This is a genomic window from Oceanisphaera sp. W20_SRM_FM3, from assembly GCF_052119705.1.
GTDB lineage: Bacteria > Pseudomonadota > Gammaproteobacteria > Enterobacterales > Aeromonadaceae > Oceanimonas.
Genome location: NZ_JBGQOP010000028.1, coordinates 15,149 through 36,041, shown reverse-complemented (window position 1 = coordinate 36,041; position 20,893 = coordinate 15,149). Strand labels below are relative to the sequence as shown.

The following is a 20,893-nucleotide window of genomic DNA, read 5'->3' as shown; positions in this document are numbered from 1 at the left end:
TGATGAAATTTTTGACTTGGCCATTACTCACTCTGTGCTTAAGCCTTTGGCTGGGCGTGATGCCGACGGCCGCAAGCCGCGAGCGGCCCTTGCTCGATGTGGTGGATATTCAAGGCATACGAGACAACCAACTGGTGGGCTACGGCCTAGTGGTGGGCTTGTCGGGCACGGGTGATAAGGCGCAGGTGAAATTTACCGGCCAGTCTATGACCAATATGCTGCGCCAATTTGGCGTGCAGTTATCTGACGATACCGACCCCCGCCTCAAAAACGTGGCGGCGGTGGCGGTGCATGCCGCGCTGCCAGCGCAGGCGGGGCGCGGCCAAAGTTTGGATGTGACTGTGTCATCCATTGGTGATGCGCGTAGCCTGCGCGGCGGTACCTTGCTACTGACGCCGCTGCGCGGTGTAGACGGCCAAGTGTATGCGGTAGCCCAAGGCAACTTAGTGGTGGGTGGCTTGCAGGCAGAAGGCAACAGTGGCTCCTCGGTGACGGTGAACGTACCTACCGTGGGCACCATTCCTAACGGTGCACTGATAGAGCAAGAAATTGAATCTAATTTTGCCAGCGAGCCCAAGGTCACGCTGCAATTAAAAGACGCCAACTTTCGCACCGCACGCAACGTGGAGCTGGCCATCAATCAAGTGTTTGGCCCAGATGTAGCGCAAGCCTTAGGCCCACGCGCCATCGAGCTGACCGCGCCGGCTAACAGCCGCCAGCGCGTGACCTTTATGTCGATGCTGCAAGATGTACGCGTCGAGATGGGTGCCGAACGACCGAAAGTGGTGTTTAACAGTCGCACCGGCACTGTGGTTGTAGGCAAAGACGTAAAAGTGCAGGCCGCCGCCGTGAGTCATGGCAGCCTAACCGTGACCATTAGTGAGCGCTTCAACGTCAGCCAACCCAATGCGTTGTCTCAGGGGCAAACCACAGTCACGCCCGAGTCGGACTTAAAAGTGGATCAAGAGCCCGGCCAGATGTTTGTCTGGCCAGAGGGGACGTCATTGGATGAAATCGTGCAGGCGGTGAACAGCCTAGGGGCCAAGCCGGCAGATTTAATGTCGATATTGCAGGCGCTGGATGAAGCTGGCGCGCTAGATGCAGATTTGGTGGTGCTTTAGGCCCTTCGGGCAATGTTAAATTTTAAGTGTTAAATGTTGAATTAAACATTAAAAATTAATCATTCAACATTGTGTACGCGGCCCTGCGGGCCAACCGCCAACTGGCGAGGAGTTAATCATGAAAACCGAGACTAGCCAGTATTTAAACTGGCAAGGGTTAGAGCAAGTGAAGCGCCAAGCACCCGAGCAAGGCTTAGATCAGGCGGCCGAGCAATTTGAAGGCCTGTTTTTGCAGATGGTATTAAAAAACATGCGCTCGGCAAGCGATGTATTGCGTGATGAAGACGGCCCTTTTGCCGGCGGCCCCCAGCAAGACATGATGCGTGATTGGTACGACGGACAGATGGCCATGAACATGGCATCGCAGCGCCAAACCGGATTAAGTGAGCTGATGGTGGGCCAATTAAGCGGCGTATTAAAGAATTCTCAAACCGGTGTCGTTGTACCTAAAGAAGCACCCATTGCTGCCTTTAGCCAACCGCTGCGGGCTGTCAAGAACGGACAATAAAAAGAACGGATAATAAAGATGGCAATGATCAACAACGGTTTATCGGGTTTACTGGCCGCACAAACGGCGCTCAACACCATGAGTCAAAACGTGGCCAACGTGAATGTGCCCGGTTACAGCCGCCAAGAAGTACAGCTCTCAGCCCGCCAAACCGGTTTTGGCGTGATGGGAGGCAGTGGCGTGCAGGTGACGGGCTTGCGCCGCGTGGCCGACGACTTTTTAACGGGGCAGCTATGGCGCGCCGAGTCTGATGCCGGCCGCCATGGGCAAGTAAGCGACTATTTAGGCCAACTCGAAACCTTGCTCGGTAGCAAAGACAGCAGCCTGTTGCCCGGCCTAAATCAGTTTTTTGCCGCCCTGCATAGCGCCGCCGAAACGCCACAAAGCATAGCGCCACGCCAACAGATCATTGCCGCCAGTGAGGCCTTGGCCCAACGCTTTAATCATTTGGGTAATCAGATAGATGCCCAAGAGCGCCGCGTGTTGGATCAGTTAGATGCCAGCAACAGCCAAGCCAATAGCCTGCTAAGCCAAGTCGCTACGTTAAACGACAAAATCAAAGCCATAGGTGCCCAAGGTGGCAGCGTGGGCATCTTGGAAGACAAACGCGATGAAACCGTGCGCCAGTTATCGCAACTGGTCGAAGTGCGCAGCACTCGCCAACAAGATGGCACATTAAACGTAACCTTGCCCCAAGGTCAGCCTTTGGTGCTGGGTAATCAGGCGGCAACGATAAATCGCGACGATACCGAATTGTCGGTGCAGTTTGGCACGCAGAGCTTTTCTTTAGACGGCGAGATTGGCGGCAGCTTAGGTGGCTTACTGTTGCACCGCGAGCAGCAATTATTACCGGCCCGCGCCGAATTAAACGCCATCGCCGAACAACTGGCAGAAAAAGTGAATACCCAGCTTGGCGCCGGCTTTGATTTAAATAATGCAGCCGGTAAGCCGTTGTTTAGCTTTACTCCAGGCGACGCCGCCGGCAGCTTGCGCGTGAGCGCCGATTTTACCGCCGAAGACTTAGCCTTATCTGGCCAAATCGATGCCCCGGGCAACAACGATAACTTACAGGCCTTATTGGGCTTAGAAGACGACAGCTATGAAGCCTTTCGTGGTTTGGTAGGCAAGCTTGCCATCAGCAGCGCCCAGTGGCAGGCGGATGCGGGCGCCTCGAGCAATATTCGTATTCAAGCCCAAGCAAGGCGCGATGGCGTGAGCGGCGTGAATCTGGATGAAGAAGCGATGAACATGATGAACTATGTGCAAAATTATCAAGCCAACGCCAAGGTCATCGGCACCGCCGATCAGCTGTTCAGCACCTTGCTGAATATGATCTAAGCCCTGCGGGCAGCGGTAAGCTTGAAGCCGTAAGCGGTCAGCTCAACAAAAAACGCCGACCTCTGTAGCCGCTGTTTTAGCTGCGAAATTCTGCGTAGCAGGAGGATTTGGTAGTTGAACTTACCTGACAGCTTAACGCTGACGGCTGATAGCTGACGCAAGACCTAATTTTTAAATATTTTGTAGTTGACGAAGCACGTCATATTAAGGAATTCGCATGCGGGTAAGTACCGGACAAATTCAACGCGTCATGATCCAAAGCATGGAGCAAAGCGGTGGCGACTACGGCAAGCTGCTGCAACAGATGGCCACGGGCAATCGGTTACTTAAACCGTCGGACGATCCGCTTGCCACTGTGCGCTTGCAAGGCATAGACAAAGAGCTGAGTGCGCTCAGCCAATATGAAAAAAATGCCGAGCAGGTAAAAAGCCGCCTCGGTCAGGAAGAAACGCAAATTGACGCCATGAAAGATACGCTGCTGCGCCTGCGCGACATGACGGTGCAAGCAGGTAATGGCGCTTACAGCCAAGCCGATCGCCAAGCGCTAATCCAAGAGATGGAGTCGTTAAAAGATACCTTACTCAGTTTGGCCAATGGCCGTAACGAAGAAGGGCATTATCTGTTTTCTGGCTCCAAAACCGACACCCCCGCCATAGTCGAAGATCCACCCGGTACCTTTACCTATCAGGGCGATGACTATCAGCGCCAAGTGGCCATCGCCAATGGCGTGACCATAGCGGCCAACGACAGCGCCGAAAAATTACTCGGAACAGCACTGCAAGAAGTGCACGACTTTATTAATGTGCTAGAAACCGAAGCGGGCGATATCAGCACCCAAGTGGGCAAGATGCTAACTGCTATGGACACAGGCATCGGCAACGTCACCCGAACCCTGACCGACTTGGGTGGGCGCATTAACGGCCTAGAACAAGTGGTGGCCGCCCACGGCGAAATGCAGGTGTTTGGCCAAGGCTTACACAATGACTTGTCGGCGCTGGACTACGGCGAAGCCGCCATGAACATGCAGCAAATGCTGCTGGCGTTACAAAGCACCCAACAGGCCTATGTAAACGTGAATAAGTTGTCTTTGTTTACTCAGATATAAGTACCCAAATATAAGAGCAGCGCCGAGCTTAAAGACTAAGACTAGAGATTTTCTTGCCACGGAATCCACGGAACGCACGGACAAGTTCAAGAGCGAAAAGAGCGAAGCTATTGAATGATGAATGTGTAAGGTCTTAACCCCCATAGCTTTTTCTGTTGTCGCTCTTATCTTTATTTTTCCGTGCGTTCCGTGTTCTTCCGTGGCAAAAATCATTAGTCCTTTGTTTAGCTCAACGCTATTTGTAACAGAACGTAAGGAATTCACCCATGCAGGTGATTAGCCCACGGGTTGGGTCGTTATCCACGCAACTGGACGCGGCGCCCGGTATTATTGGCACCAGTGCCGCCGATTTAAGTCTTAATTTAAGCTCTCCAACTGCACCCATTAAAGCGATCGCGGGCAACAGCACGCCGGCCCGCTATCAACAGTGGGGCCGCTTGAGTGAGGCGCAAAACCAAATTGCCCAGCTGCAAGCAGCCGAGCAGGCGCTGGCTCAGGCGCAACAGCAATTGCGGCCCTTAGCCCAGCGCTTGCAAGCCTCTGCCATGAGCACAGAGCAGCAACAGCGCTGGGGCGAGCAACTGTCATTGTTATCACAACATGTGCAGCAACAAGGCCGACTCGATGCCCGCTTGCAGCCAGTGGCACTGGAGGGTGATGCGGCGCGCCACCGTTATCAGCTCGATAAAGTCGACCTATTAAGCCCGCGTTCGGTGCGCGAGCGCGTCACCTTATTGCTGGCTGGCCAACAACAAGCCATGGGCATTACCATAGCGCCGGGCCAGCGGCCCGCCGTGACGCTTTCGCAGCTCAATCGTCATTTAGCGCCGCTGGGCATTACCGCCGAGTCGGAGCAGGGCAAGTTGCAATTAGTGGCCAAAGAGCGCGCCGATGCCATTTTGCGCCAACCGATATTAATGCAAGGCGAGGGTGTGCGGGTGCCCGCCGGCGAACCGGTACTCATAAAAGCCAAGCCCGAGCCCGATGCACTGGCACCCTTGCAAGCCGCCGCGCAAAAAGGCGAGTTAATGAGCGAGCGAGAGCACCTTAATCGGGTGATGAATCGTATTCAGGATTACTCGCAGCGGTTGCAAGAACAGCGCCAAATCATCTTGCAGCAAACCGCCAAGGCGTGGCCGGTCGTAACTAAGGAAACAGGAGCGAAAGAGCCCGCCGCGCCTTTGCCCGCCAGCGCCAGCAAGTTCGAAAAGCTGGTATCGGCACTGCTCGCCCAAGCGCATGTATCGCGCAACAGCGCAGTGGCCTTGCTTAGGAAGGAATAATTCTAGCTCCGAGCTAAAAAGAAAAGCGTCTAAACAGAACGCGAGTGCAGAGGCAGCAGGACTGCCTCTGCCGACGCGCTAACCCACCTCCTTGTGACGCTCAGCAAATACCGTCCATGGTATTTGATGGTCGGCTTCGGCACTTCCTTCTTCCTCTGTCGGGATATTGAATCATCTGTTTATTTCTTGTGCCCACGCTCAATGTGAAATGCTTAATGGATCGTTTCGCAGCCAAGTTGATAACTACTTAAGATCTCAGAGTAAACGATGGGTAGGTTTTAACTGACAGCTTACGGCGTAAAACTTACAGCGGCCTTTCAAATTTTTAAAATAAAATTCAAGTTCCCCTAAACCCGTGCCGTTTTATCTTTTTGAAGCAAAACACCTATCCAAAAGTCAAAAAGGAACATCATTATGGGCATGTCTATTCATACCAACTACACCTCTCTGGTAACCCAGAACACCTTGAACAGCACCAACAAAATGCTGGGCACCGCCATGGAGCGTTTGGGTACCGGTTTTCGTATCAACTCCGCCGCCGACGATGCCGCCGGTCTGCAGATAGCGACTCGTATGCAAGCACAAAGCAACGGTATGGCGGTTGCTATGCGTAACTCGCAAGATGCCATCTCCATGCTGCAAACTGGTGAAGGTGCTTTTGATGAAATGACAAATATTGTTCAGCGTATGAAGGACTTGACGACTCAAGCAGCTAACGACACAAATGGTGCCGATGACCGTAAAGCACTTTCAGCAGAATTCAACGAGTTGGGTAAAGAGCTCGCCAATATCACGGCTAACACTAAATACGCAGGCGAAGCCTTGTTTGCTATAGATGGTGACGCTGGTAAGTTTGGTATGACAGCCAATAGCGTAAAATTCCAAATTGGTGCTAGTAATACCGAAACTCTGGACTTACAAGTCGGTACTAACGTTAAAGCCGTATCTACAGCTCTTGCTGCTCTTAATACGCAATTTGCTGCAGCTCCAGCAGCGGATGCCAAATTAGACACTCAAGCTGGTGCTAGTGGCGCTATTGCTCTAGCTGATGAAGCATTGAAAGCGATTGGTACTGTGCGTTCTCAGTTTGGTGCCAATATCAACCGTCTGGAACACACCATTACTAACTTGGGCAACATGCGTGAAAATACCGAAGCAGGAAAAGGCCGTATCATGGATGCCGACTTCGCTCAAGAAGCCTCTAACATGTCTAAAAACCAGATGCTGATGCAATCAGGCATGTCTGTGCTGAGCAACGCCAACCAGATGAGCGGTTTGGTGATGTCCTTGTTACGTTAAGATAAGTTTCGTTAATAGAAAGCTGCGTTAATAGTGCAGCTTTAGTAGTAAAGTTTCCTTCTCTATATCAGCTAGGGCCTATGGTCAGGCCCTAACTGCTTTGTTTTATGTTGTCTGTCTTATTTAACGGTTGTGCGTTACGCGTATGAAGGTATGTAAGGTAGATTTTTGCGGCTCATCATGAGCCGCTTTTTTTTGCCTGTTTTCTATCAATAGCCATTAAAGATCGAGCCTACAGACTTCTTTGCCACGCTTCTTTGCGGTGAGAGTCGCGGAACGCACGGACAAGTACCAATTCAATAGCGACAAAAGCTAAGCAATTGAATGTGTAGGTATTGTTCTTACCCCTTAAGATTACTTTTCGTACTTATCTCTATTTTTCCGTGCGTTCCGTGGCAAAAAATCTCTAAGCCCTTAAGTTCTTCGCTTTTAAGGTCGTTCTCCCTAGCTAACAGTTTTTACTCTCAATTATAAGAATCACTAAAGGGCATAGTCATGTTTGGAATGGGCAGTATGGATCCCTCGTCTATGGCACAGATGCTGACCTCAGCGGATCGGGCTCCATTAGACCGTTTGTTGAAAAATCAGCAAAGCCAGTTGAGTGGTCAAAAAGCCGCGTATGGCAAAATTAAAGACAAGCTGCAGGGCCTGCAAGACAGCCTAAAGGCGCTGACCACGGGCAAGGGCTTACAAAGCCAATCGGCTACTTTTTCTGCTGATGGTTTTATGAGTGCCACCGTAAAAACCGGTGCCGCCAACGCCAACTATCAGCTGTTTGTAAAGCAGCTGGCGCAGGCGGATCAACAGGCGCTGACACTGGCGGAAGACTGGAAGGCACCGACTCAAGGCAAGCTGGAGATCGGACTGGATGGCACTAATCTGAGTGTGGACTTGGCGACGCTAAACGGCGGTGGCTTAACCGAGTTGCGCGATGCCATTAACAAGTCACCGGATAACAAAGGTGTGACTGCCTCGTTAATTCGCAGCGGTGGCGAAACTCAGTTGCTGTTAACCAGCGCCAAAACCGGTGAAAGCCAAAGCATGAATGTGAGTGTGACGGGCGGTAACGGCGAAGCCAGCTTTACCGCGCTTGAAACAGCTATGAGCACTAGAACCCAGCTCAGCCAAGCGCAGGATGCGGTGGTTAAACTGGGCAGTGCTGCAGGCGGCGTCGGCGGTTTGGAACTTAAAAGCAGCACCAATACCTTCGATGGCCAAATTGACGGCTTAAACCTCACTGTCACTAAAGCCCATGGCGATACCGATGCGCCTTTAAGCCTGACGGTGGCCACGGATCAGTCGGCCATTGAAAGCTCGCTTGAGGGCATAGTCTCGGCTTATAACGCCTTGGTCACTGAAGTGGAGCAGCAAACCCGCAGTAAAGAGGGCAAAACCGCCGCCTTGAGTGGCGATAGCATGAGCCGGGGTTTGTTGGATCGCTTGCGTTCTACCTTATCCAGCCCGGGCACAGGCACCAGCTTGGCTGAATTGGGCATTAAAACCGATAAAAACGGCAAGTTGTCACTCGACACCGCCGCCATGGCCAAGTTACAGCAAGATAAACCCGGCGCATTAGAAACGGCGCTAACCGGTGCTGATGGCTTGTTTACCCGCCTAGAAGCCGATACCAAGCCCTATTTAGATCGCAACGGTGTGTTTGTACAGCGTGAGCAAAGCCTGAAAACTGGGTTGGATCGCATTACCGATCGTCAAGAGGCGCTGGATCTGCGCATGGACAAAACCTATCAGCGTTATTTAAGTCAATTCACGCGCATGAATACTTTGGCACAACAAATGCAACAGACCATGGGCATGTTTTAACTCACAAGGTTAACCAAGGGAGGAGCGCCCCATGTTTGATGCCGATTCTGGCTTTGATGTTTATCAACACACCCAAACCGACGCGCGGGCGGCGCAAGCTTCGCCGCGCGAGTTGGTGTTGATGTTGATGGACGGACTATTAGATGAAATTGCCCGTGCCGAGGGGCATATGTTGGCTGGTCGCTTAGCCGAAAAAGGCCAGAGTGTTGCCAAAGCCATTGATATTATTGGTGGTTTAGACAGTGCGCTCGACTTACAGCAAGGCGGTGCCTTGGCTGAAAACTTACACCAGCTGTACGACTATTGTGGCCGCCAACTGTTTAGTGCCAGCGTCAATAACGATGCCAGCCAGTTATTACCGGTACTCAAGGTGCTGGCAGACTTGCGTGCCGGCTGGCAGGGCTTGGGCACAGAGGTTGATGCCTAATGCGGGAACAAAATCTTCTCAAGCGGAACCTTTTGGTTCGGAACTTAAGTGGCCGCTGCGGAACACTTGATTCCGCCATGGGCGCCGAGAGGCGGTCATGAGTCGCTCCGTGTTAGCGCCTCTATTTGGCCGCGTGCTGACGTTGCAACAGCAGATTAGCCAAGCGGTGCAAGCCAAAAATTGGGACTCGCTCACCCAGCTCGACGCTCAACTGCAGCAGTGTTTACAAGAGTTGGCACCTTATAAGCCGAAATTGACCGCGCAGCAGCAACAAGTGTTGGCACAATTTGCCGCGCAGTATCGCCAGCTGTGGCAGCAAGTGTGCGAGCAAGTCGGTGAGTTGGAGCAGCAGTTGCTTAGCTTGCGCCAACAACGCGAAGGCGAGCTGGCCTACGACTGGGTTGAGCAATTAGGTGAAACCTCATGATGGGCTTGCCAGCCAGCGCCGGCCCGCAAACGGCCTCTCAAGCAAGTGGTCGCAATTCTCAGGTAGCCGCGCAAACTCCCGCTGCCAATGGTTTTGCGGACCAAGCCGACGTTAGCAATGAATCCGACTTTGCCGAATCGCTCGCCGAGTCGGTGCAACAAGCCAGCAGCAATCAATCTAAGGCGCCGCTTGAAGCATCAGCGCCCAAAACGACTGTGGTTAATGACATGAACGAGAGCGCAGCCTCAGGTTTGCTTGGCGAAGAGACGCTCAATGCCGAACTCGGTGCCGATCCCAATGTGGACTCGAATGCTGAGCTTAATGTTGACTTGGTTGCAGGCGTAAGTACTGAGCTGCCGTTATTCGTCACGGCTAGCGAGCTTGACGTATTAGCCAACGCCGATGCACTGGCGGAGCCGGCAACTCAGCTATGGCATTGGCATTACAGTCGCGGTGTGGGCAGTGAGCAAATTGGATCGACGGCGTTCGGGAAAATGGCGGCTATGGTTGATGCCATGGCCGGTAAAACCAGCGGCGAAGCAGGCGAGATGCCAACGGCGAATGCGCAAGCCGCAGCGAGCCAAGCTGCAATTGCGCAAACCGCATTGGGGCAAGTGGTTTCAGAGCCAGTAGTTCCAGGACAAGTAGTTTCAGGGCAAGCAGCATCAAAGGCCGATGCGACAGTCCACGCCGAGGGCGCTCTGTTGCAGGCAGCCAGTGCGACGGCTGAGCGGCGTTTGGGTTTCTCAGCCACTGTTATCGAGTCCAGTCAGGCGCCGATAACTCAGTTGGCGGCTAATAAAGTGTTACAGCAACAATTAGCCAGCGGTTCTACATCTATAGCCACAGTTAAGGTTGAAGAAGCCAGCCATAGCCTAACGTCGAGTGGGGCGCATGTGACATCGCATCTGGGCCGAGCCAGTGTGCCAATACACGAGTGGGCGCCGGTGGCAGTGGATTCGACTAACAAGGCGCAATTAGGGGCGCAGTTATTACACACCCTAAAAGAAAAAGTCGAGTTGCAGCTCAATCAAGAGGTGCAACAGGCGCGGATCAAGTTAGATCCACCAGAAATGGGCCGCTTAGAGCTGAGTATTCGCCTCGAAGGCGACAAGTTACATATTCATATTGCGGCCAGCCAAGGTGCAGTGCGTGATGCGCTGAACGCCCATGCGGACAGGCTGCGCAATGACTTATTGCCGCACCACAGTGGCGGCGTTGAAGTGAGCGTGGGCCAGGACGACGCTTCACCTCAGGAAGATAACAGCCAAGATGAAACCCACCAAGGGGAGGGCACCATCTCCATTGCCGAGCGTGAAGCTGCTGCGTTAGAGCGGCAAGGCGCGTCTGTACGTGGTTGGGTTAATGCCTTGGTCTAAGAACCCAGCACCTGCGGTGAGCCGTAAGCTGTCAGTTAAAGAGCACGAGCAAAGACTAGGGCTATTTTTGCCACGACTCTTTATTGCGAGAAACACGGAACGCACGAAAGCAGTTCACGAGCGACAAGAGCCTTTGGTTGGTAAGAGCTAACCCCTAAGATTTTTGAGTCTCATTTATAGCATTTTGGGGCTGGCTTTTACCATAAGAGGGTTTTTCAGATTTGATCTCTATTTTTCCGTGGATTTTGTGGATTCCGTGGCAGATATATCTTTAGTTATTAAGGCATTGAACTAAGTCTGAGCTGACCGCTTAGGGCTTCAAGCTTATCGCTGCCCGAAGGGCGTCATTTTATTTAAAGGAACAACAAGTGGCAGAAGAAAAAACAGCTAAAAAATCGCGCGGTAAACTGAGCTTAGTCTTGCTGGTAGTGGTGTTACTGAGCGGCATGGGCGTGGGCACTTTTGTGTTGGCGGATTATAAAACTCGCTTTATAGACGGAGGCATGGCCGCTTGGTTTGAGCCAGAGCCCGTCGTCGCAGTCGAGCCGCAATTTAAACCGTTAGAGCAGTTTGTGATCGGCCTACCAAGCTTAGAACGCAACCGTTATATGGTGCTGGAGCTGGCGCTAATGAGCCGCCACCCTGAACAGCTAGTGTTGTGGGATACGGTACTGCCAGCGCTGCGCAACACTACGCTCAGCTATTTCAGCAGCTTTGATCACCAGCAGGTGCAAGAGCAGCTGCAAGACTTGAGTCACTTTGAGCAAGAGCTGAAAACCGCACTTAACGAGCGCTTGGTTAGCTACCAGTATGATCCTTCGGTAGAAGCCGTGCTGATCACTAAGCTGGTTATTCAGTAGTCATGCTGCCATTGCAAGACTGGCCGCTAGAAGAGCCGCCGCTCGCGGCTGTGCCGGCCAAAAATGAACAATTCTGGCTGAATCAATATCTGCCGTTGGTGAAGCGGGTGCTGGGTCAGTTGCGCCATCAAACCAACACCCTGATCGATGCCGATGACTTGGCGCAAATTGGCATCATGGGTTTGTTAGAAGCGCTGCGCCGTTATGGTGGTGAGCCCGATGCCAGTTTTGGTAGCTTCGCCTATAAGCGGGTGCGCGGTGCCATTTTAGATGAGTTGCGCCGCCACGATTGGCGGCCGCGCCAGTTGCGGCAAAAGAGTCATCAATGTGCCCAAGTCGAACGCGATTTGATGCGTACGCTGGGCCGGCGGCCCACCGAAGCCGAGCTGGCGCAGGCCTTGGATATCAACCAAAGCGAGTTACACGAAATTTTGTGTGCCGGTGAGATGGCCGAGATGGACAGCTTGCAAGTGTTGTTGGAGCAAGGCGTTGAGCCCACGCAAGACGATAGTCATGCGCTACAAGAACAAGCCCAGCTAATACAAAGCCTACTGGTACGACTGCCCGAGCGGGAGCAGCGTTTAATGTCTTTGTATTATCAGCATGAGCTGAACATGAAAGAAATCGCCTTAGTTTTGGATTTAACTGAATCCAGAGTGTGTCAATTACATAAACAGTGTTTGGCGTTATTAAACCGCACACTGGCAGCAAACGGAGAAATATAATGCAGAAGCTGTTAGGGCTTGCGGTCATTTTGATTTGCGTATTCGGTGGTTTTGTTATGGCTAACGGCCAGCTGGCCGCGCTGTGGCAACCGGCGGAAATGATCATCATTTTGGGTGCCGGTTTAGGCGCCTTGATTTTGGGCAATTCCACCGCCGTGCTGAAAGGCATTTGGCAGCAGCTTAAGGCGATTGCTCGCGGCCAAAAAGACGATGCGGTTTTGTATCAACAACTGCTGCCGCTGATGCATCAGCTGTTACAAGAAACGCGTCTGAAAGGCTTAAAAGCGCTGGACGGGCATGTGGAGGCGCCGCAAAGCAGCCCCTTATTTAGCCAAGCCCCCTTGGTATTAGCGCATCCAGAATTGCTGGGTTTTATTATCGATAACTTACGCATGTTAGGCATGGGTAAACTCAGCGCCCACGAGCTGGAAGCCTTACTGGATCTGGAAGTTGAGGCGCTGGAAGAGAGCATGATCAAGCCTTCACACGCGCTGGCCAAAACCGCTGACGCCATGCCAGGTTTCGGTATTTTAGCTGCTGTGATGGGTATTATTATTACCATGCAGCACCTAGATGGCCCGTTGACCTACATAGGCGTGCACGTGGCTGCCGCCTTGGTGGGCACCTTCTTGGGCATCTTCGTTTGTTATTGCTTATTTAGCCCCGCCAGCAATGCCATGGAGCAATGGGTAGGGCGACGCATTACGGCGTTGGAGTGCGTGGCCGCTATTTTAGTCTCTCATATCAGTGGCAAGTCGCCGCTGTTGTCTGTGGATGCGGGGCGCAAGATCATAGAGCAAGACATTAAGCCGAGCTTTATTGCCATGGAATCTTGGTTGACGGAAACGGAAGCGAGCTAATGCGCAATCAAGGAACGGTAATCGTGAAGCGCAAGTCTCGCGCTAAGGCAGAAGGCAGCCATGGCGGCGCTTGGAAGGTGGCCTTTGCCGACTTTGCTTTGGCCATGATGGCGTTGTTTATGGTGCTGTGGATTTTGGCGGTGTCTAGCGAACAAGAGCGCGAAGAAGTGACGAGTCAGATGCGTGATTATTCGGTGTTTGATGGCAACGGCAGCCCGTATTTATTAGGGGGCACGCCGTTTCCAGCCGATATGAAAGGCCAACCGGTGGCACAAATTCCGGGCCAGTCTTCCATGTTGCAAGATGTGTCGTTGGCCACTCAGCCCCTGCTCAGCCCTGAGGACTTACGCCCAGGACGAGTAGAAAGCACAGAAGATAAGCAGCGCCTCGCCATGATGATTAGCCAGTTGGCCGAGCAACAAGGCATGACCGATAACCTACAGCTCAATGTGGTGCCTGAGGGGCTGCGCATTCAAATTCACGACCACAGTGACAAGCCGATGTTTAATCGCGGCAGTGCGCGCTTGGCAGATGAATTTGCGCAGTTACTGAAAACCATGGCGCCTATTTTTACTAAGGTAGAAAACCGACTGGTGATCTCTGGCCATACCGACTCGGTGCGCTACGTGAGCCAAAATTATTCTAACTGGGATTTGTCAGGTGCCAGAGCACAAAATGTGCGCCAGTTATTAGAGCTGTCTGGCGTGCCTGCTGGGCGCGTGCTGCAAGTTGCGGCCATGGCTGACCAAGCGCCCTTTGATCTAGAAAATCCTACCTCCGGCGACAACAGACGCGTGGAATTAATGCTATTAAGTAGCGATGCCGAGCAACTATTACTGCACCTGTTTGAGGCGGGTTTGCCCAACAATGAGGCTAATAAAGCAGATTTGAACGCCAAACGTTAAAAGTAATGTTGAATGGTTAATGTTTAATTCACCATTCACCATTGCGCGCAGCGCTAAATCACCAGCCCGCCGGTGGCGCAGGGTCGAAGATGGCGGTGCCGGCACTAAATAGTGCGCCTGTGGTAGAAATATCTAAGCCTGCTGCGGGCGCCATAAATAACGGTTGTGGCGCAATCACCACATGTGGATCCGCCTGATAGTAGCCTTTGTCTGCCACCAAAATTGAATACTCCCGCGCTTGCGACAGCATCTGGCCTTTAATGGCGCCATTCCAATGTTTTAATTCGGCGATGGGCACGCCTAATTGCCGTGCTAATTGCGTTAACGCTATGGGCCCCTGAATTTTGTGCTCGGTTAATGGCGAAAGGTTGCGAGTGAACGGCGTAGCCAAAAGCTTTTGTACGGCAATAAAGCGCGGCACATAGCGGCGCGTTTCTTCGGGTAACGGCAGTTGCCAAAAATCACGGGTGCCGCTTTTCTTGATGGCGCGCGCCACTCGACCTTCGCCCGCATTATAGGCGGCTAGTGCCAATAGCCAGTCGCCGTCAAAATACTGATGTAACTTAGATAAATACTGCATGGCGGCGCGGCTGGCACTGAGCGTGGCATAACGGCCATCAAATTCACTATCTATGATTAAACCAAAATGTTGGGCAGTGGCGGGCATAAACTGCCATAAACCGGCGGCACCGACCGGCGATTCGGCACCCGTTTGATAGGCGCTCTCTACCACCGGCAGCCAAGCCAGCTCCAGAGGCAGCTGGCGTTGGCGCAACATGGGAAGCAAGTGAGGAAGCCAAGTTTCCGCGCGCGCGCGGCTGCGCGTTAAATGGCCAGGGTGCTTTTGTAGGTAGGCTAGCTCTTGTTGCACTTCTGGCCTGTTATAAACCGCCGCCGAGAATGGCGCGGCTTGCGCCGAGGCATTAACCGCCAAATTAAGTAACAGGTTAAGCAGCAAGGGAAAGATAAGCAGAGTAAGTCGTTTCATGCTCATGCATTAGCAAGTTCCGTACCTAAATGGCAAGCTCAAGGTCGAATATTGTGCGCAGCACTCCTCTCGACGCTCAATTTTTTTGGATGACAGGTCGTTATGGATGATTAACGGCGGAGCGAACAGGAGGCTCAGTGCGAAAATCGACTCAGGAATGCTCTGTGCTAGGGCTATTTTTACATAAGGTCACGCTGTATTTAATTTTGCTCAATGGCGGCTTGCTGTTCGGCTATGGCTTTAGCAGCCATGAGTGGCCTTTAGCAAAGTTTGGCATGGTGAGCCTATTGTTACTGACTTATCAGTGGTTGCTGGTGCGTTTATTACATTTGCAGGCTAGGCGCAGCGGTGACGGTTACTTGGTGTATCCGGTGGTGGGGGCAGGTTTGTTGTTGGCGCTGCTCTTGATGCGTGCCACCTTAATTGCTCCCTAATAAAGCAGGACTATTATTAAGCACGGCTATGAACCACAAGCATTAAAAATGAGCACGCGTTTTTTCATAGATAAATGCGACAACTTGAGTCCGTTCGAGGCCGCTGAAGGTCGTTATGCTCTGCAGTTGGGTCTACACTAAATTTGTTTACTCACACAAAGAAGGACAAATCATGAAACAGCTATCTTTGAAAAAATTAATGGCGATCTTGATGGTAGTGGGCTTGGTGGGTGGTTTGGCGGGCTGTAATACTGTGGCAGGTGCCGGTAAAGATGTGCAACGTGGTGGTGAGGCAGTAACAGATGCCGCTCGTGACGTGCAGCAAGGTTACTAATTTTTTATGCCAGCAGTGCGCTGCTGGCATATTTCTGTTAAATGCTTATTGCTTGCTATTTTATATTGGCAAACCGCTGTTCTAAATACGCAATAATATCGTTCGACTCATACATCCAACGGCTTGCACCGTTTTCTTCTATGCGCAAACAAGGCGACTTGACTCGTCCTCCCTCTGCTTGTAACTCATCGCGATAAGGCGAGCCAGGCGTAACGTTGCGCAACGCTATGGGCAAATTAAGCTTGTGCATGTTTCGGCGCACTTTAATGCAAAATGGGCAGCGGGGCAGCTGATACAGCGCCAATTCGCTACAGGCTGCATCCACTTGGGCTTGTGCCTCAATTGAACGGCGCATTTTAGTGGGCCGGGTAATTAAATCGCCCAGTTGCCACAGGCCCCCAATTCCATTGCGTAACAGTTTAACCAGCATAACGGCTCCCTTATGATAAGCGCCTAAGGCCGCTTATCTGAAAATCAAACAGGGATTGTATCTGCAAATGCTTTGATGAGGAAATGCGAAACGGCAGCGGTCAGCTTTAAGCCGTCAGCGATAAGCCAAAGAAAACACCGAGTTTAAGGCTCGGCGCTATACGTTTGTTTCATGCTTTTTAGTTTCTAGCTCGGTGTGCGCCGCTTGGTGCTGGGCGCCCGGCGCTGTACTTCATCTTTCAATCAATTCCATAATTCTCTTGGCTCTGGCCATTACCGGCAAGTCGACCATGTTGCCACTCACCGCCACTACCGCACCTTTCTCTCGCTCCTCTGCTGCTAACACGTGTTTGGCCCAAGCAATTTGTGCACTGGTGGGTTTGAGTGCCTTTTGTGCCGGTATTACCTGTGCTGGATGGATCAGCAAGAAACCACTAAAACCCAGCCGCATGCCTTGGCGAGCATAATCGGTGAGGCCTTTTTCATCGTGAATGGCGGTGTAAATCGCATCTATGGGCGCACCTAAGCCGTGCACCCGTGAGCACATGACTAGCTGACTGCGAGCATACAAAAATGCATTTTCGTCTAAGGGTTCACCGGCGGGCGGCGGATAATCCATGCCCAAGTCTAGGGCCAAGTCTAATTTGCCAAACAAGAACCTCGCCACATTAGGCACACGGGCCAGTTCGTTTAGGCGAGTAAAGGCGAGGGCGGATTCAATAAAGGGTAACAGGGGCTTTTCGCAGCGATGCGCCAAGTCGGTTAAGGCGAGCGGATCGTCGGCTTTAGGCACCACTATGGCGGCCACGGCGGAGGAGCGACACAGCTTGGTATCTTGGTTAAACCAAGGGCTGCCGGTGCCATTAATGCGGATTAATACTGAGTGAGCGGGCTGGCGTTCTAGCCAATGACTTAAATAGGTACTGGCGGCGTCTTTTTCGCTGGCCGGTACCGCATCTTCTAAGTCGATGATGATGGCATCGGCCCCACTGGCTAGTGCCTTATCAAACCGCTCCGGCCGATTAGCCGGAACGAAGAGCAGTGTTTGTAGCGCATTGATATCCATAAAAACCCCTGTGTCCTCGAGACCGTCTATTTAAGAGAGTGGCTCAACCTTGTAATGGAGTCTTCTATTTAGACCAGTGCGCCACACCTGTAAATGCAGATTGCCAGAGACTGAGATCTAGGTGGGATTACAGGCTCTCGTGCGGGCCAAAAACCTCGTAGTGCAGGCGATCATCACTCACACCCCAAGCAGCCAATGTTTCTTTAATCATGGCCATAAACGGCAGCGGACCACAGAAGTAATAATGCGTATTACTGGTGGTGATACTGTCTTTTAGCTGGCTCAAGTCCATGAAACCTTCGGTGTTGTAATGCTCGCTGGGCTGGTCTTGAGCACCGGGGGTGCGATACCACACATGGGTTGTTAGATTGCTGTTCGCTTGGCGCAGGGCTTGAATGTCTGCTTGAAACGCGTGCTGAGCGCCGTCTTCACAAGCGTGCAGCCAATGAATATCGGCGGTGTGCTTATGCTTGATCAATTGATCCAACATGGCGCGCATCGGCGTTTGGCCTACACCACCCGAGATTAATACCACAGGTGTATCTGCGCTGACTTCCATAAAGAAATCACCAGATGGTGGCAATACTTGCAACTTGTCGCCTACCTGCACTGCATCGTGCATAAAGTTAGACGCCACGCCGTTTGGCTCGCGTTTTACCGCGATGCGATAGTTCTGGCCATTTGGCGCTTGGCACAGCGAATATTGGCGGTATTCGTTATTGGTTAATTTAGGGCTAACTAAGTGCAGGTTCAGATATTGACCGGGCAAGAAGTCGAGCACAGCGCCGCCATCGGCAGGCACTAACAAGAAGCTAGTGATAAGCGTGCTCTCTTGTTTTTTTTCTGCGACCACGAAGTCGCGGTAACCGCGCCAGCCTCCGACTTTTTGCTCGCTTTGCTGATACAGCTGCTCTTCACGACCAATAAATAAGCCGGCTAAGGCGCCGTAGGCTTGAGCCCAAGCGTCAATCACTTCGGGGGTGGCCGCATCGGGTGCTAACTCTTTGATGGTTTCTAACAGGTGATGGCCGACGATATCGTACTGAGACGGCGTAATGGCAAAGCCGGTGTGCTTTTGCGCGATGCGCTCTACGGCACTGGCCAGCACGGCTGGGTTGTCGATATTTTTAGCGTAGGCTAAAACCGCATTAAACAAGGCGGCAGGCTGGCGGCCTGATGCTTGATTACTGAGGTTGAACACGTCTTTCAGCTCGGGATTGTCACGAAACATGCGCTTATAAAAGTGTTCGGTGAGCGCAGTATTAGCAGCTTCAAGCAAGGGAACGGTACTTTTAACGATTTCTCTGGTGCGACTATCGAGCATGATTAACGCCTTTTAATGTGTATTTAGAATGCAACTTAATGGCTATTTTATAGTGCCATTTGATATGCATCAATAAGAACTTGAATTTTTTATGCTGCGGCTCCAGTTGAGCAGAGGGCTAGACCGAGAGTGGCGCTTGCATTTACAGCGTTAGGCGTAACAATGTAGCCCTTGAACTCTCGGCGTTTGCCTGTGTCACCCTCATTTAAAGTAAGGATTTATCCATGACACCCGTTTCCCGTTTAAATACTGTTCGTTTAAAAGAAGTATTAGCGCTGATTGATGCGCAAAATCAGCAAGATCCTAATCAAGAGCAAGCCGATGGCCAAACGTGGCCGAAAGAGTATTTATACGGGCTGCGCATGACTGAGCAGCAGGCCGAATTTGTGCCTGATGCCAGCGAGTTGCTGCAAATCGCCTGTCGCGCTCAGCACATTAAGCGCTGGAGCATAGCGCGGGCCAGTTATCCGATGGACCGCGCCGGTTACCAGCGCTGGCGCAAGGATTTGGGCGCCTTTCATGGCGATCTCACCGCCGAGCTAATGGCAAAGGTGGGCTACAACGAGGCCGAGCAAGCAGACATTAAAGACTTATTGCTAAAGAAACAGCTAAAGCGCAACCCCGAAGTACAAGCCTTAGAAGACGTCATTTGTTTGGTGTTTATGCGCTATTACTTGGCGGATTTTGCCACGCGCCACACGCAAGAAAAGCTGATTGGCATCATTCAAAAAACCTGGGGCAAGATGTCACTTGAGGGCCAAGCGGCCGCCTTGCAATTGAAGTTGAGCGAGGAAGTGAGTGAGTTGGTAGGCAAAGCGCTGGCGTAATAGCACCAAGCGCTTAGCTCCAAAGCACAAATCAAAAGGCAGGCGCTGTTTTTGTAGGGTGCCAACTTGTTCGGCACGGTTTTGGTTTTTAATCTAAAACTTCCCGCTTCGCAGGACCGGCGAACAAGTTGCCGGCTACAAAGTCAGATGTTTTTTGTTGAGCCCAGCGCTCAGCGCTGTACTTCACCTTTCACACCACAAAGAAATATCGGCTTAACGCGGCGGCGATAATGCCGGCGGCAATGGCGGGTAACTGCTTCTTCAATATCAGCATAGTTAATGCCGTGGTGAGCAGGGCGGCGCGCGCACCTATGTCGCCGTTGATGGCCATGGGCGTTAAAATGGCGACCAGTACTGAGCCCGACATAGCGGTAATAAACTGATGTACCCGTTGATTAAAGGGGATAAAAGACATCACAAACACGCCACCAAGGCGGGTGGCCAAGGTGACTAATGCCATCACTATAATAATGAGTAAGGTGCCATTGCCGGCGGTGGCTAAGTTCATGGCTTATCTTGCTCCTGCGCGGTTTCGTGTTTAGGTTCGCTCTTTTCCATCCAAAAAGCGCCTAACAGACCGCCGGATAGCGCCCCCACTACCACGTGGCTATTAGCCGGTAACCACCAATAGGCCAGCATGGCAGAACTGCCGGCGACCAACCAAATGACGAGCGTGCGGCCGTCTTTGCGCCCACCTAATGCCATGGCCAGCAAGAAGCAGCCCAGCACCATGTCTAGCCCTATGCTAAAGGGGTCTTCAATGGCGCTGCCAAAATATAAACCAATCCCAGTGCCCAGCATCCAGCACGACCAAATGGCTAAGCCGCCGCCAAATAAGATGCCCAGTGCGCGCTCGCCTTTATAAAAACTCTGCATGGCCAGTGCCCAATTGGCGTCTGAGGCAAACAGCATCAGGCCGTAGCGCTGGGTGGGCGGTAAATAACGTAACCAAGGGTATAGAGTCGCGCCCATCAACAGGTGGCGGGCATTAATGGCGAAGGTGGTGATCATCAGCGGCAGCAGTGGCACTTGTATGCTCCACATATCGAGCGCGGCAAACTGTGAGGTGCCGGCAAACACCAAGGCGCTCATCAAGGCGATGGCGCCGTTACTTAAGCCCGCTTGAGCCGCCGCTAAGCCAAAGGCGAGGCCAAAAGCACCCACAAAAAAAGACAGTGGTAACAACTGTTTAAAGCCATGCCAAGTATCGGCGGCCTCGAATTTGGCCTGTGCTGCGTAAGTGTCCATGGTGCGAGTGGGCTCATCCATTTAAGGGCCGCTAAGAATAGCATTATGGCTAACAAGGGGCGAGTCTAAGGCAGTACCAATCTACTCTTTGCTCGACTCATGCATTACGTTAGTAACCCACTTGCTCTTAAACAGCGCGCTGATCTGCTCGGTTAGGTTCTTTGTTTGGTGAGTTAGGTTAAGGC

Annotated in this window: 23 protein-coding genes; 17 read left to right on the top strand and 6 right to left on the bottom strand. The window is 52.1% G+C overall.

Annotated elements, in window-relative coordinates; translation table 11 throughout:
* Nucleotides 1-2: 2 nt before the first annotated feature.
* The 14 genes from fgIL to ACEN2G_RS12785 all read left to right on the top strand — a co-directional run bounded on the left by fgIL (nt 3) and on the right by ACEN2G_RS12785 (nt 14,058).
* Entirely contained in the window at nt 3-1,121 is a 1,119-nt protein-coding gene (gene fgIL, locus ACEN2G_RS12850; protein ID WP_442022158.1) for a lateral flagellar basal body P-ring FlgIL, read from the top strand.
* A 118-nt stretch (nt 1,122-1,239) separates the two neighbouring features.
* Nucleotides 1,240-1,629, top strand: a complete 390-nt coding sequence (locus tag ACEN2G_RS12845; protein WP_442022156.1) for a rod-binding protein — start codon at nt 1,240-1,242, stop codon at nt 1,627-1,629.
* An 18-nt stretch (nt 1,630-1,647) separates the two neighbouring features.
* Complete coding sequence (flgK, locus tag ACEN2G_RS12840; protein WP_442022154.1) at nt 1,648-2,967, top strand: flagellar hook-associated protein FlgK; 1,320 nt, start codon at nt 1,648-1,650, stop codon at nt 2,965-2,967.
* Nucleotides 2,968-3,184: 217 nt separating this feature from the next.
* Entirely contained in the window at nt 3,185-4,072 is an 888-nt protein-coding gene (gene flgL, locus ACEN2G_RS12835; protein ID WP_442022152.1) for a flagellar hook-associated protein FlgL, read from the top strand.
* Between the two features lie 266 nt (nt 4,073-4,338).
* Complete coding sequence (locus ACEN2G_RS12830) at nt 4,339-5,355, top strand: hypothetical protein (protein ID WP_442022150.1); 1,017 nt, start codon at nt 4,339-4,341, stop codon at nt 5,353-5,355.
* Nucleotides 5,356-5,769: 414 nt separating this feature from the next.
* Complete coding sequence (gene lafA / locus ACEN2G_RS12825) at nt 5,770-6,654, top strand: lateral flagellin LafA (RefSeq protein ID WP_442022148.1); 885 nt, start codon at nt 5,770-5,772, stop codon at nt 6,652-6,654.
* A 513-nt stretch (nt 6,655-7,167) separates the two neighbouring features.
* Nucleotides 7,168-8,475, top strand: coding sequence for a flagellar filament capping protein FliD (fliD, locus tag ACEN2G_RS12820; protein ID WP_442022146.1), 1,308 nt, complete (start codon nt 7,168-7,170; stop codon nt 8,473-8,475).
* Nucleotides 8,476-8,506: 31 nt separating this feature from the next.
* Nucleotides 8,507-8,902 (top strand): flagellar export chaperone FliS, encoded by a 396-nt coding sequence (gene fliS, locus ACEN2G_RS12815; protein ID WP_442022144.1) that lies wholly within the window; start codon nt 8,507-8,509, stop codon nt 8,900-8,902.
* A 97-nt stretch (nt 8,903-8,999) separates the two neighbouring features.
* On the top strand, nt 9,000-9,329 hold the full coding sequence (locus ACEN2G_RS12810) for a hypothetical protein (RefSeq protein ID WP_442022142.1): 330 nt from the start codon (nt 9,000-9,002) through the stop codon (nt 9,327-9,329).
* Complete coding sequence (locus ACEN2G_RS12805) at nt 9,326-10,708, top strand: flagellar hook-length control protein FliK (RefSeq protein ID WP_442022140.1); 1,383 nt, start codon at nt 9,326-9,328, stop codon at nt 10,706-10,708. Before ACEN2G_RS12810 ends, ACEN2G_RS12805 begins: the two co-directional genes overlap by 4 nt.
* Nucleotides 10,709-11,076: 368 nt before the next feature.
* Nucleotides 11,077-11,568: a flagellar basal body-associated FliL family protein gene (locus ACEN2G_RS12800; protein ID WP_442022138.1), complete on the top strand. Its 492-nt coding sequence runs from the start codon at nt 11,077-11,079 to the stop codon at nt 11,566-11,568.
* Between the two features lie 2 nt (nt 11,569-11,570).
* The gene (locus tag ACEN2G_RS12795; protein WP_442022136.1) at nt 11,571-12,293 is read left to right on the top strand and encodes a FliA/WhiG family RNA polymerase sigma factor; all 723 of its coding nucleotides are present in this window, start codon (nt 11,571-11,573) and stop codon (nt 12,291-12,293) included.
* Nucleotides 12,293-13,153 (top strand): flagellar motor stator protein MotA, encoded by an 861-nt coding sequence (gene motA / locus ACEN2G_RS12790; protein WP_442022134.1) that lies wholly within the window; start codon nt 12,293-12,295, stop codon nt 13,151-13,153. The genes ACEN2G_RS12795 and motA overlap by 1 nt, the downstream gene beginning before the upstream one ends.
* Entirely contained in the window at nt 13,153-14,058 is a 906-nt protein-coding gene (locus tag ACEN2G_RS12785; RefSeq protein ID WP_442022132.1) for an OmpA family protein, read from the top strand. Before motA ends, ACEN2G_RS12785 begins: the two co-directional genes overlap by 1 nt.
* Nucleotides 14,059-14,116: 58 nt before the next feature.
* Here ACEN2G_RS12785 and ACEN2G_RS12780 read toward each other — a convergent pair whose 3' ends face one another.
* Complete coding sequence (locus ACEN2G_RS12780; protein WP_442022130.1) at nt 14,117-15,052, bottom strand: lytic transglycosylase domain-containing protein; 936 nt, start codon at nt 15,050-15,052, stop codon at nt 14,117-14,119.
* Between the two features lie 131 nt (nt 15,053-15,183).
* Here ACEN2G_RS12780 and ACEN2G_RS12775 point away from each other — a divergent pair, with 131 nt between their 5' ends.
* Complete coding sequence (locus tag ACEN2G_RS12775; protein WP_442022128.1) at nt 15,184-15,480, top strand: hypothetical protein; 297 nt, start codon at nt 15,184-15,186, stop codon at nt 15,478-15,480.
* Nucleotides 15,481-15,652: 172 nt separating this feature from the next.
* On the top strand, nt 15,653-15,814 hold the full coding sequence (locus tag ACEN2G_RS12770) for an entericidin A/B family lipoprotein (RefSeq protein WP_442022126.1): 162 nt from the start codon (nt 15,653-15,655) through the stop codon (nt 15,812-15,814).
* A 55-nt stretch (nt 15,815-15,869) separates the two neighbouring features.
* Here ACEN2G_RS12770 and ACEN2G_RS12765 read toward each other — a convergent pair whose 3' ends face one another.
* From ACEN2G_RS12765 to hmpA, 3 genes are all read right to left on the bottom strand, one after another.
* Complete coding sequence (locus ACEN2G_RS12765) at nt 15,870-16,244, bottom strand: glutathione S-transferase N-terminal domain-containing protein (RefSeq protein ID WP_442022124.1); 375 nt, start codon at nt 16,242-16,244, stop codon at nt 15,870-15,872.
* A gap of 231 nt (nt 16,245-16,475) precedes the next feature.
* Complete coding sequence (locus ACEN2G_RS12760; RefSeq protein WP_442022122.1) at nt 16,476-17,309, bottom strand: HpcH/HpaI aldolase/citrate lyase family protein; 834 nt, start codon at nt 17,307-17,309, stop codon at nt 16,476-16,478.
* 127 nt (nt 17,310-17,436) lie between these two features.
* Nucleotides 17,437-18,633, bottom strand: coding sequence for an NO-inducible flavohemoprotein (gene hmpA, locus ACEN2G_RS12755; protein WP_442022120.1), 1,197 nt, complete (start codon nt 18,631-18,633; stop codon nt 17,437-17,439).
* 224 nt (nt 18,634-18,857) lie between these two features.
* On the opposite strand from hmpA, the gene ACEN2G_RS12750 reads away from it, so the two are divergent.
* Nucleotides 18,858-19,460 carry a DUF4202 domain-containing protein gene (locus tag ACEN2G_RS12750; protein WP_442022118.1) on the top strand — a complete coding sequence of 201 codons (603 nt, stop codon included), beginning with the start codon at nt 18,858-18,860 and terminating at the stop codon, nt 19,458-19,460.
* Nucleotides 19,461-19,650: 190 nt separating this feature from the next.
* Here the strand turns inward: ACEN2G_RS12750 and ACEN2G_RS12745 are convergent, their stop codons facing one another.
* On the bottom strand, nt 19,651-19,968 hold the full coding sequence (locus tag ACEN2G_RS12745; RefSeq protein ID WP_442022116.1) for an AzlD family protein: 318 nt from the start codon (nt 19,966-19,968) through the stop codon (nt 19,651-19,653).
* The gene (locus ACEN2G_RS12740; protein WP_442022114.1) at nt 19,965-20,729 is read right to left on the bottom strand and encodes an AzlC family ABC transporter permease; all 765 of its coding nucleotides are present in this window, start codon (nt 20,727-20,729) and stop codon (nt 19,965-19,967) included. Before ACEN2G_RS12740 ends, ACEN2G_RS12745 begins: the two co-directional genes overlap by 4 nt.
* Nucleotides 20,730-20,893 lie beyond the last annotated feature (164 nt).

What these genes read in the sequence shown, in the direction of transcription:
- fliS (WP_442022144.1), top strand. Translation starts at nt 8,507, where the DNA reads ATGTTTGATGCCGATTCTGGCTTTGATGTTTATCAACACACCCAAACC.
- hmpA (WP_442022120.1), bottom strand. Translation starts at nt 18,633, where the DNA reads ATGCTCGATAGTCGCACCAGAGAAATCGTTAAAAGTACCGTTCCCTTG.
- ACEN2G_RS12770 (WP_442022126.1), top strand. Translation starts at nt 15,653, where the DNA reads ATGAAACAGCTATCTTTGAAAAAATTAATGGCGATCTTGATGGTAGTG.
- ACEN2G_RS12805 (WP_442022140.1), top strand. Translation starts at nt 9,326, where the DNA reads ATGATGGGCTTGCCAGCCAGCGCCGGCCCGCAAACGGCCTCTCAAGCA.
- ACEN2G_RS12785 (WP_442022132.1), top strand. Translation starts at nt 13,153, where the DNA reads ATGCGCAATCAAGGAACGGTAATCGTGAAGCGCAAGTCTCGCGCTAAG.
- motA (WP_442022134.1), top strand. Translation starts at nt 12,293, where the DNA reads ATGCAGAAGCTGTTAGGGCTTGCGGTCATTTTGATTTGCGTATTCGGT.
- lafA (WP_442022148.1), top strand. Translation starts at nt 5,770, where the DNA reads ATGGGCATGTCTATTCATACCAACTACACCTCTCTGGTAACCCAGAAC.
- fliD (WP_442022146.1), top strand. Translation starts at nt 7,168, where the DNA reads ATGGATCCCTCGTCTATGGCACAGATGCTGACCTCAGCGGATCGGGCT.
- ACEN2G_RS12740 (WP_442022114.1), bottom strand. Translation starts at nt 20,729, where the DNA reads ATGGATGAGCCCACTCGCACCATGGACACTTACGCAGCACAGGCCAAA.
- ACEN2G_RS12760 (WP_442022122.1), bottom strand. Translation starts at nt 17,309, where the DNA reads ATGGATATCAATGCGCTACAAACACTGCTCTTCGTTCCGGCTAATCGG.
- ACEN2G_RS12780 (WP_442022130.1), bottom strand. Translation starts at nt 15,052, where the DNA reads ATGAGCATGAAACGACTTACTCTGCTTATCTTTCCCTTGCTGCTTAAC.
- fgIL (WP_442022158.1), top strand. Translation starts at nt 3, where the DNA reads ATGAAATTTTTGACTTGGCCATTACTCACTCTGTGCTTAAGCCTTTGG.
- flgL (WP_442022152.1), top strand. Translation starts at nt 3,185, where the DNA reads ATGCGGGTAAGTACCGGACAAATTCAACGCGTCATGATCCAAAGCATG.
- ACEN2G_RS12745 (WP_442022116.1), bottom strand. Translation starts at nt 19,968, where the DNA reads ATGAACTTAGCCACCGCCGGCAATGGCACCTTACTCATTATTATAGTG.
- ACEN2G_RS12830 (WP_442022150.1), top strand. Translation starts at nt 4,339, where the DNA reads ATGCAGGTGATTAGCCCACGGGTTGGGTCGTTATCCACGCAACTGGAC.
- ACEN2G_RS12845 (WP_442022156.1), top strand. Translation starts at nt 1,240, where the DNA reads ATGAAAACCGAGACTAGCCAGTATTTAAACTGGCAAGGGTTAGAGCAA.
- ACEN2G_RS12765 (WP_442022124.1), bottom strand. Translation starts at nt 16,244, where the DNA reads ATGCTGGTTAAACTGTTACGCAATGGAATTGGGGGCCTGTGGCAACTG.
- ACEN2G_RS12810 (WP_442022142.1), top strand. Translation starts at nt 9,000, where the DNA reads ATGAGTCGCTCCGTGTTAGCGCCTCTATTTGGCCGCGTGCTGACGTTG.
- flgK (WP_442022154.1), top strand. Translation starts at nt 1,648, where the DNA reads ATGGCAATGATCAACAACGGTTTATCGGGTTTACTGGCCGCACAAACG.
- ACEN2G_RS12750 (WP_442022118.1), top strand. Translation starts at nt 18,858, where the DNA reads ATGACACCCGTTTCCCGTTTAAATACTGTTCGTTTAAAAGAAGTATTA.
- ACEN2G_RS12795 (WP_442022136.1), top strand. Translation starts at nt 11,571, where the DNA reads ATGCTGCCATTGCAAGACTGGCCGCTAGAAGAGCCGCCGCTCGCGGCT.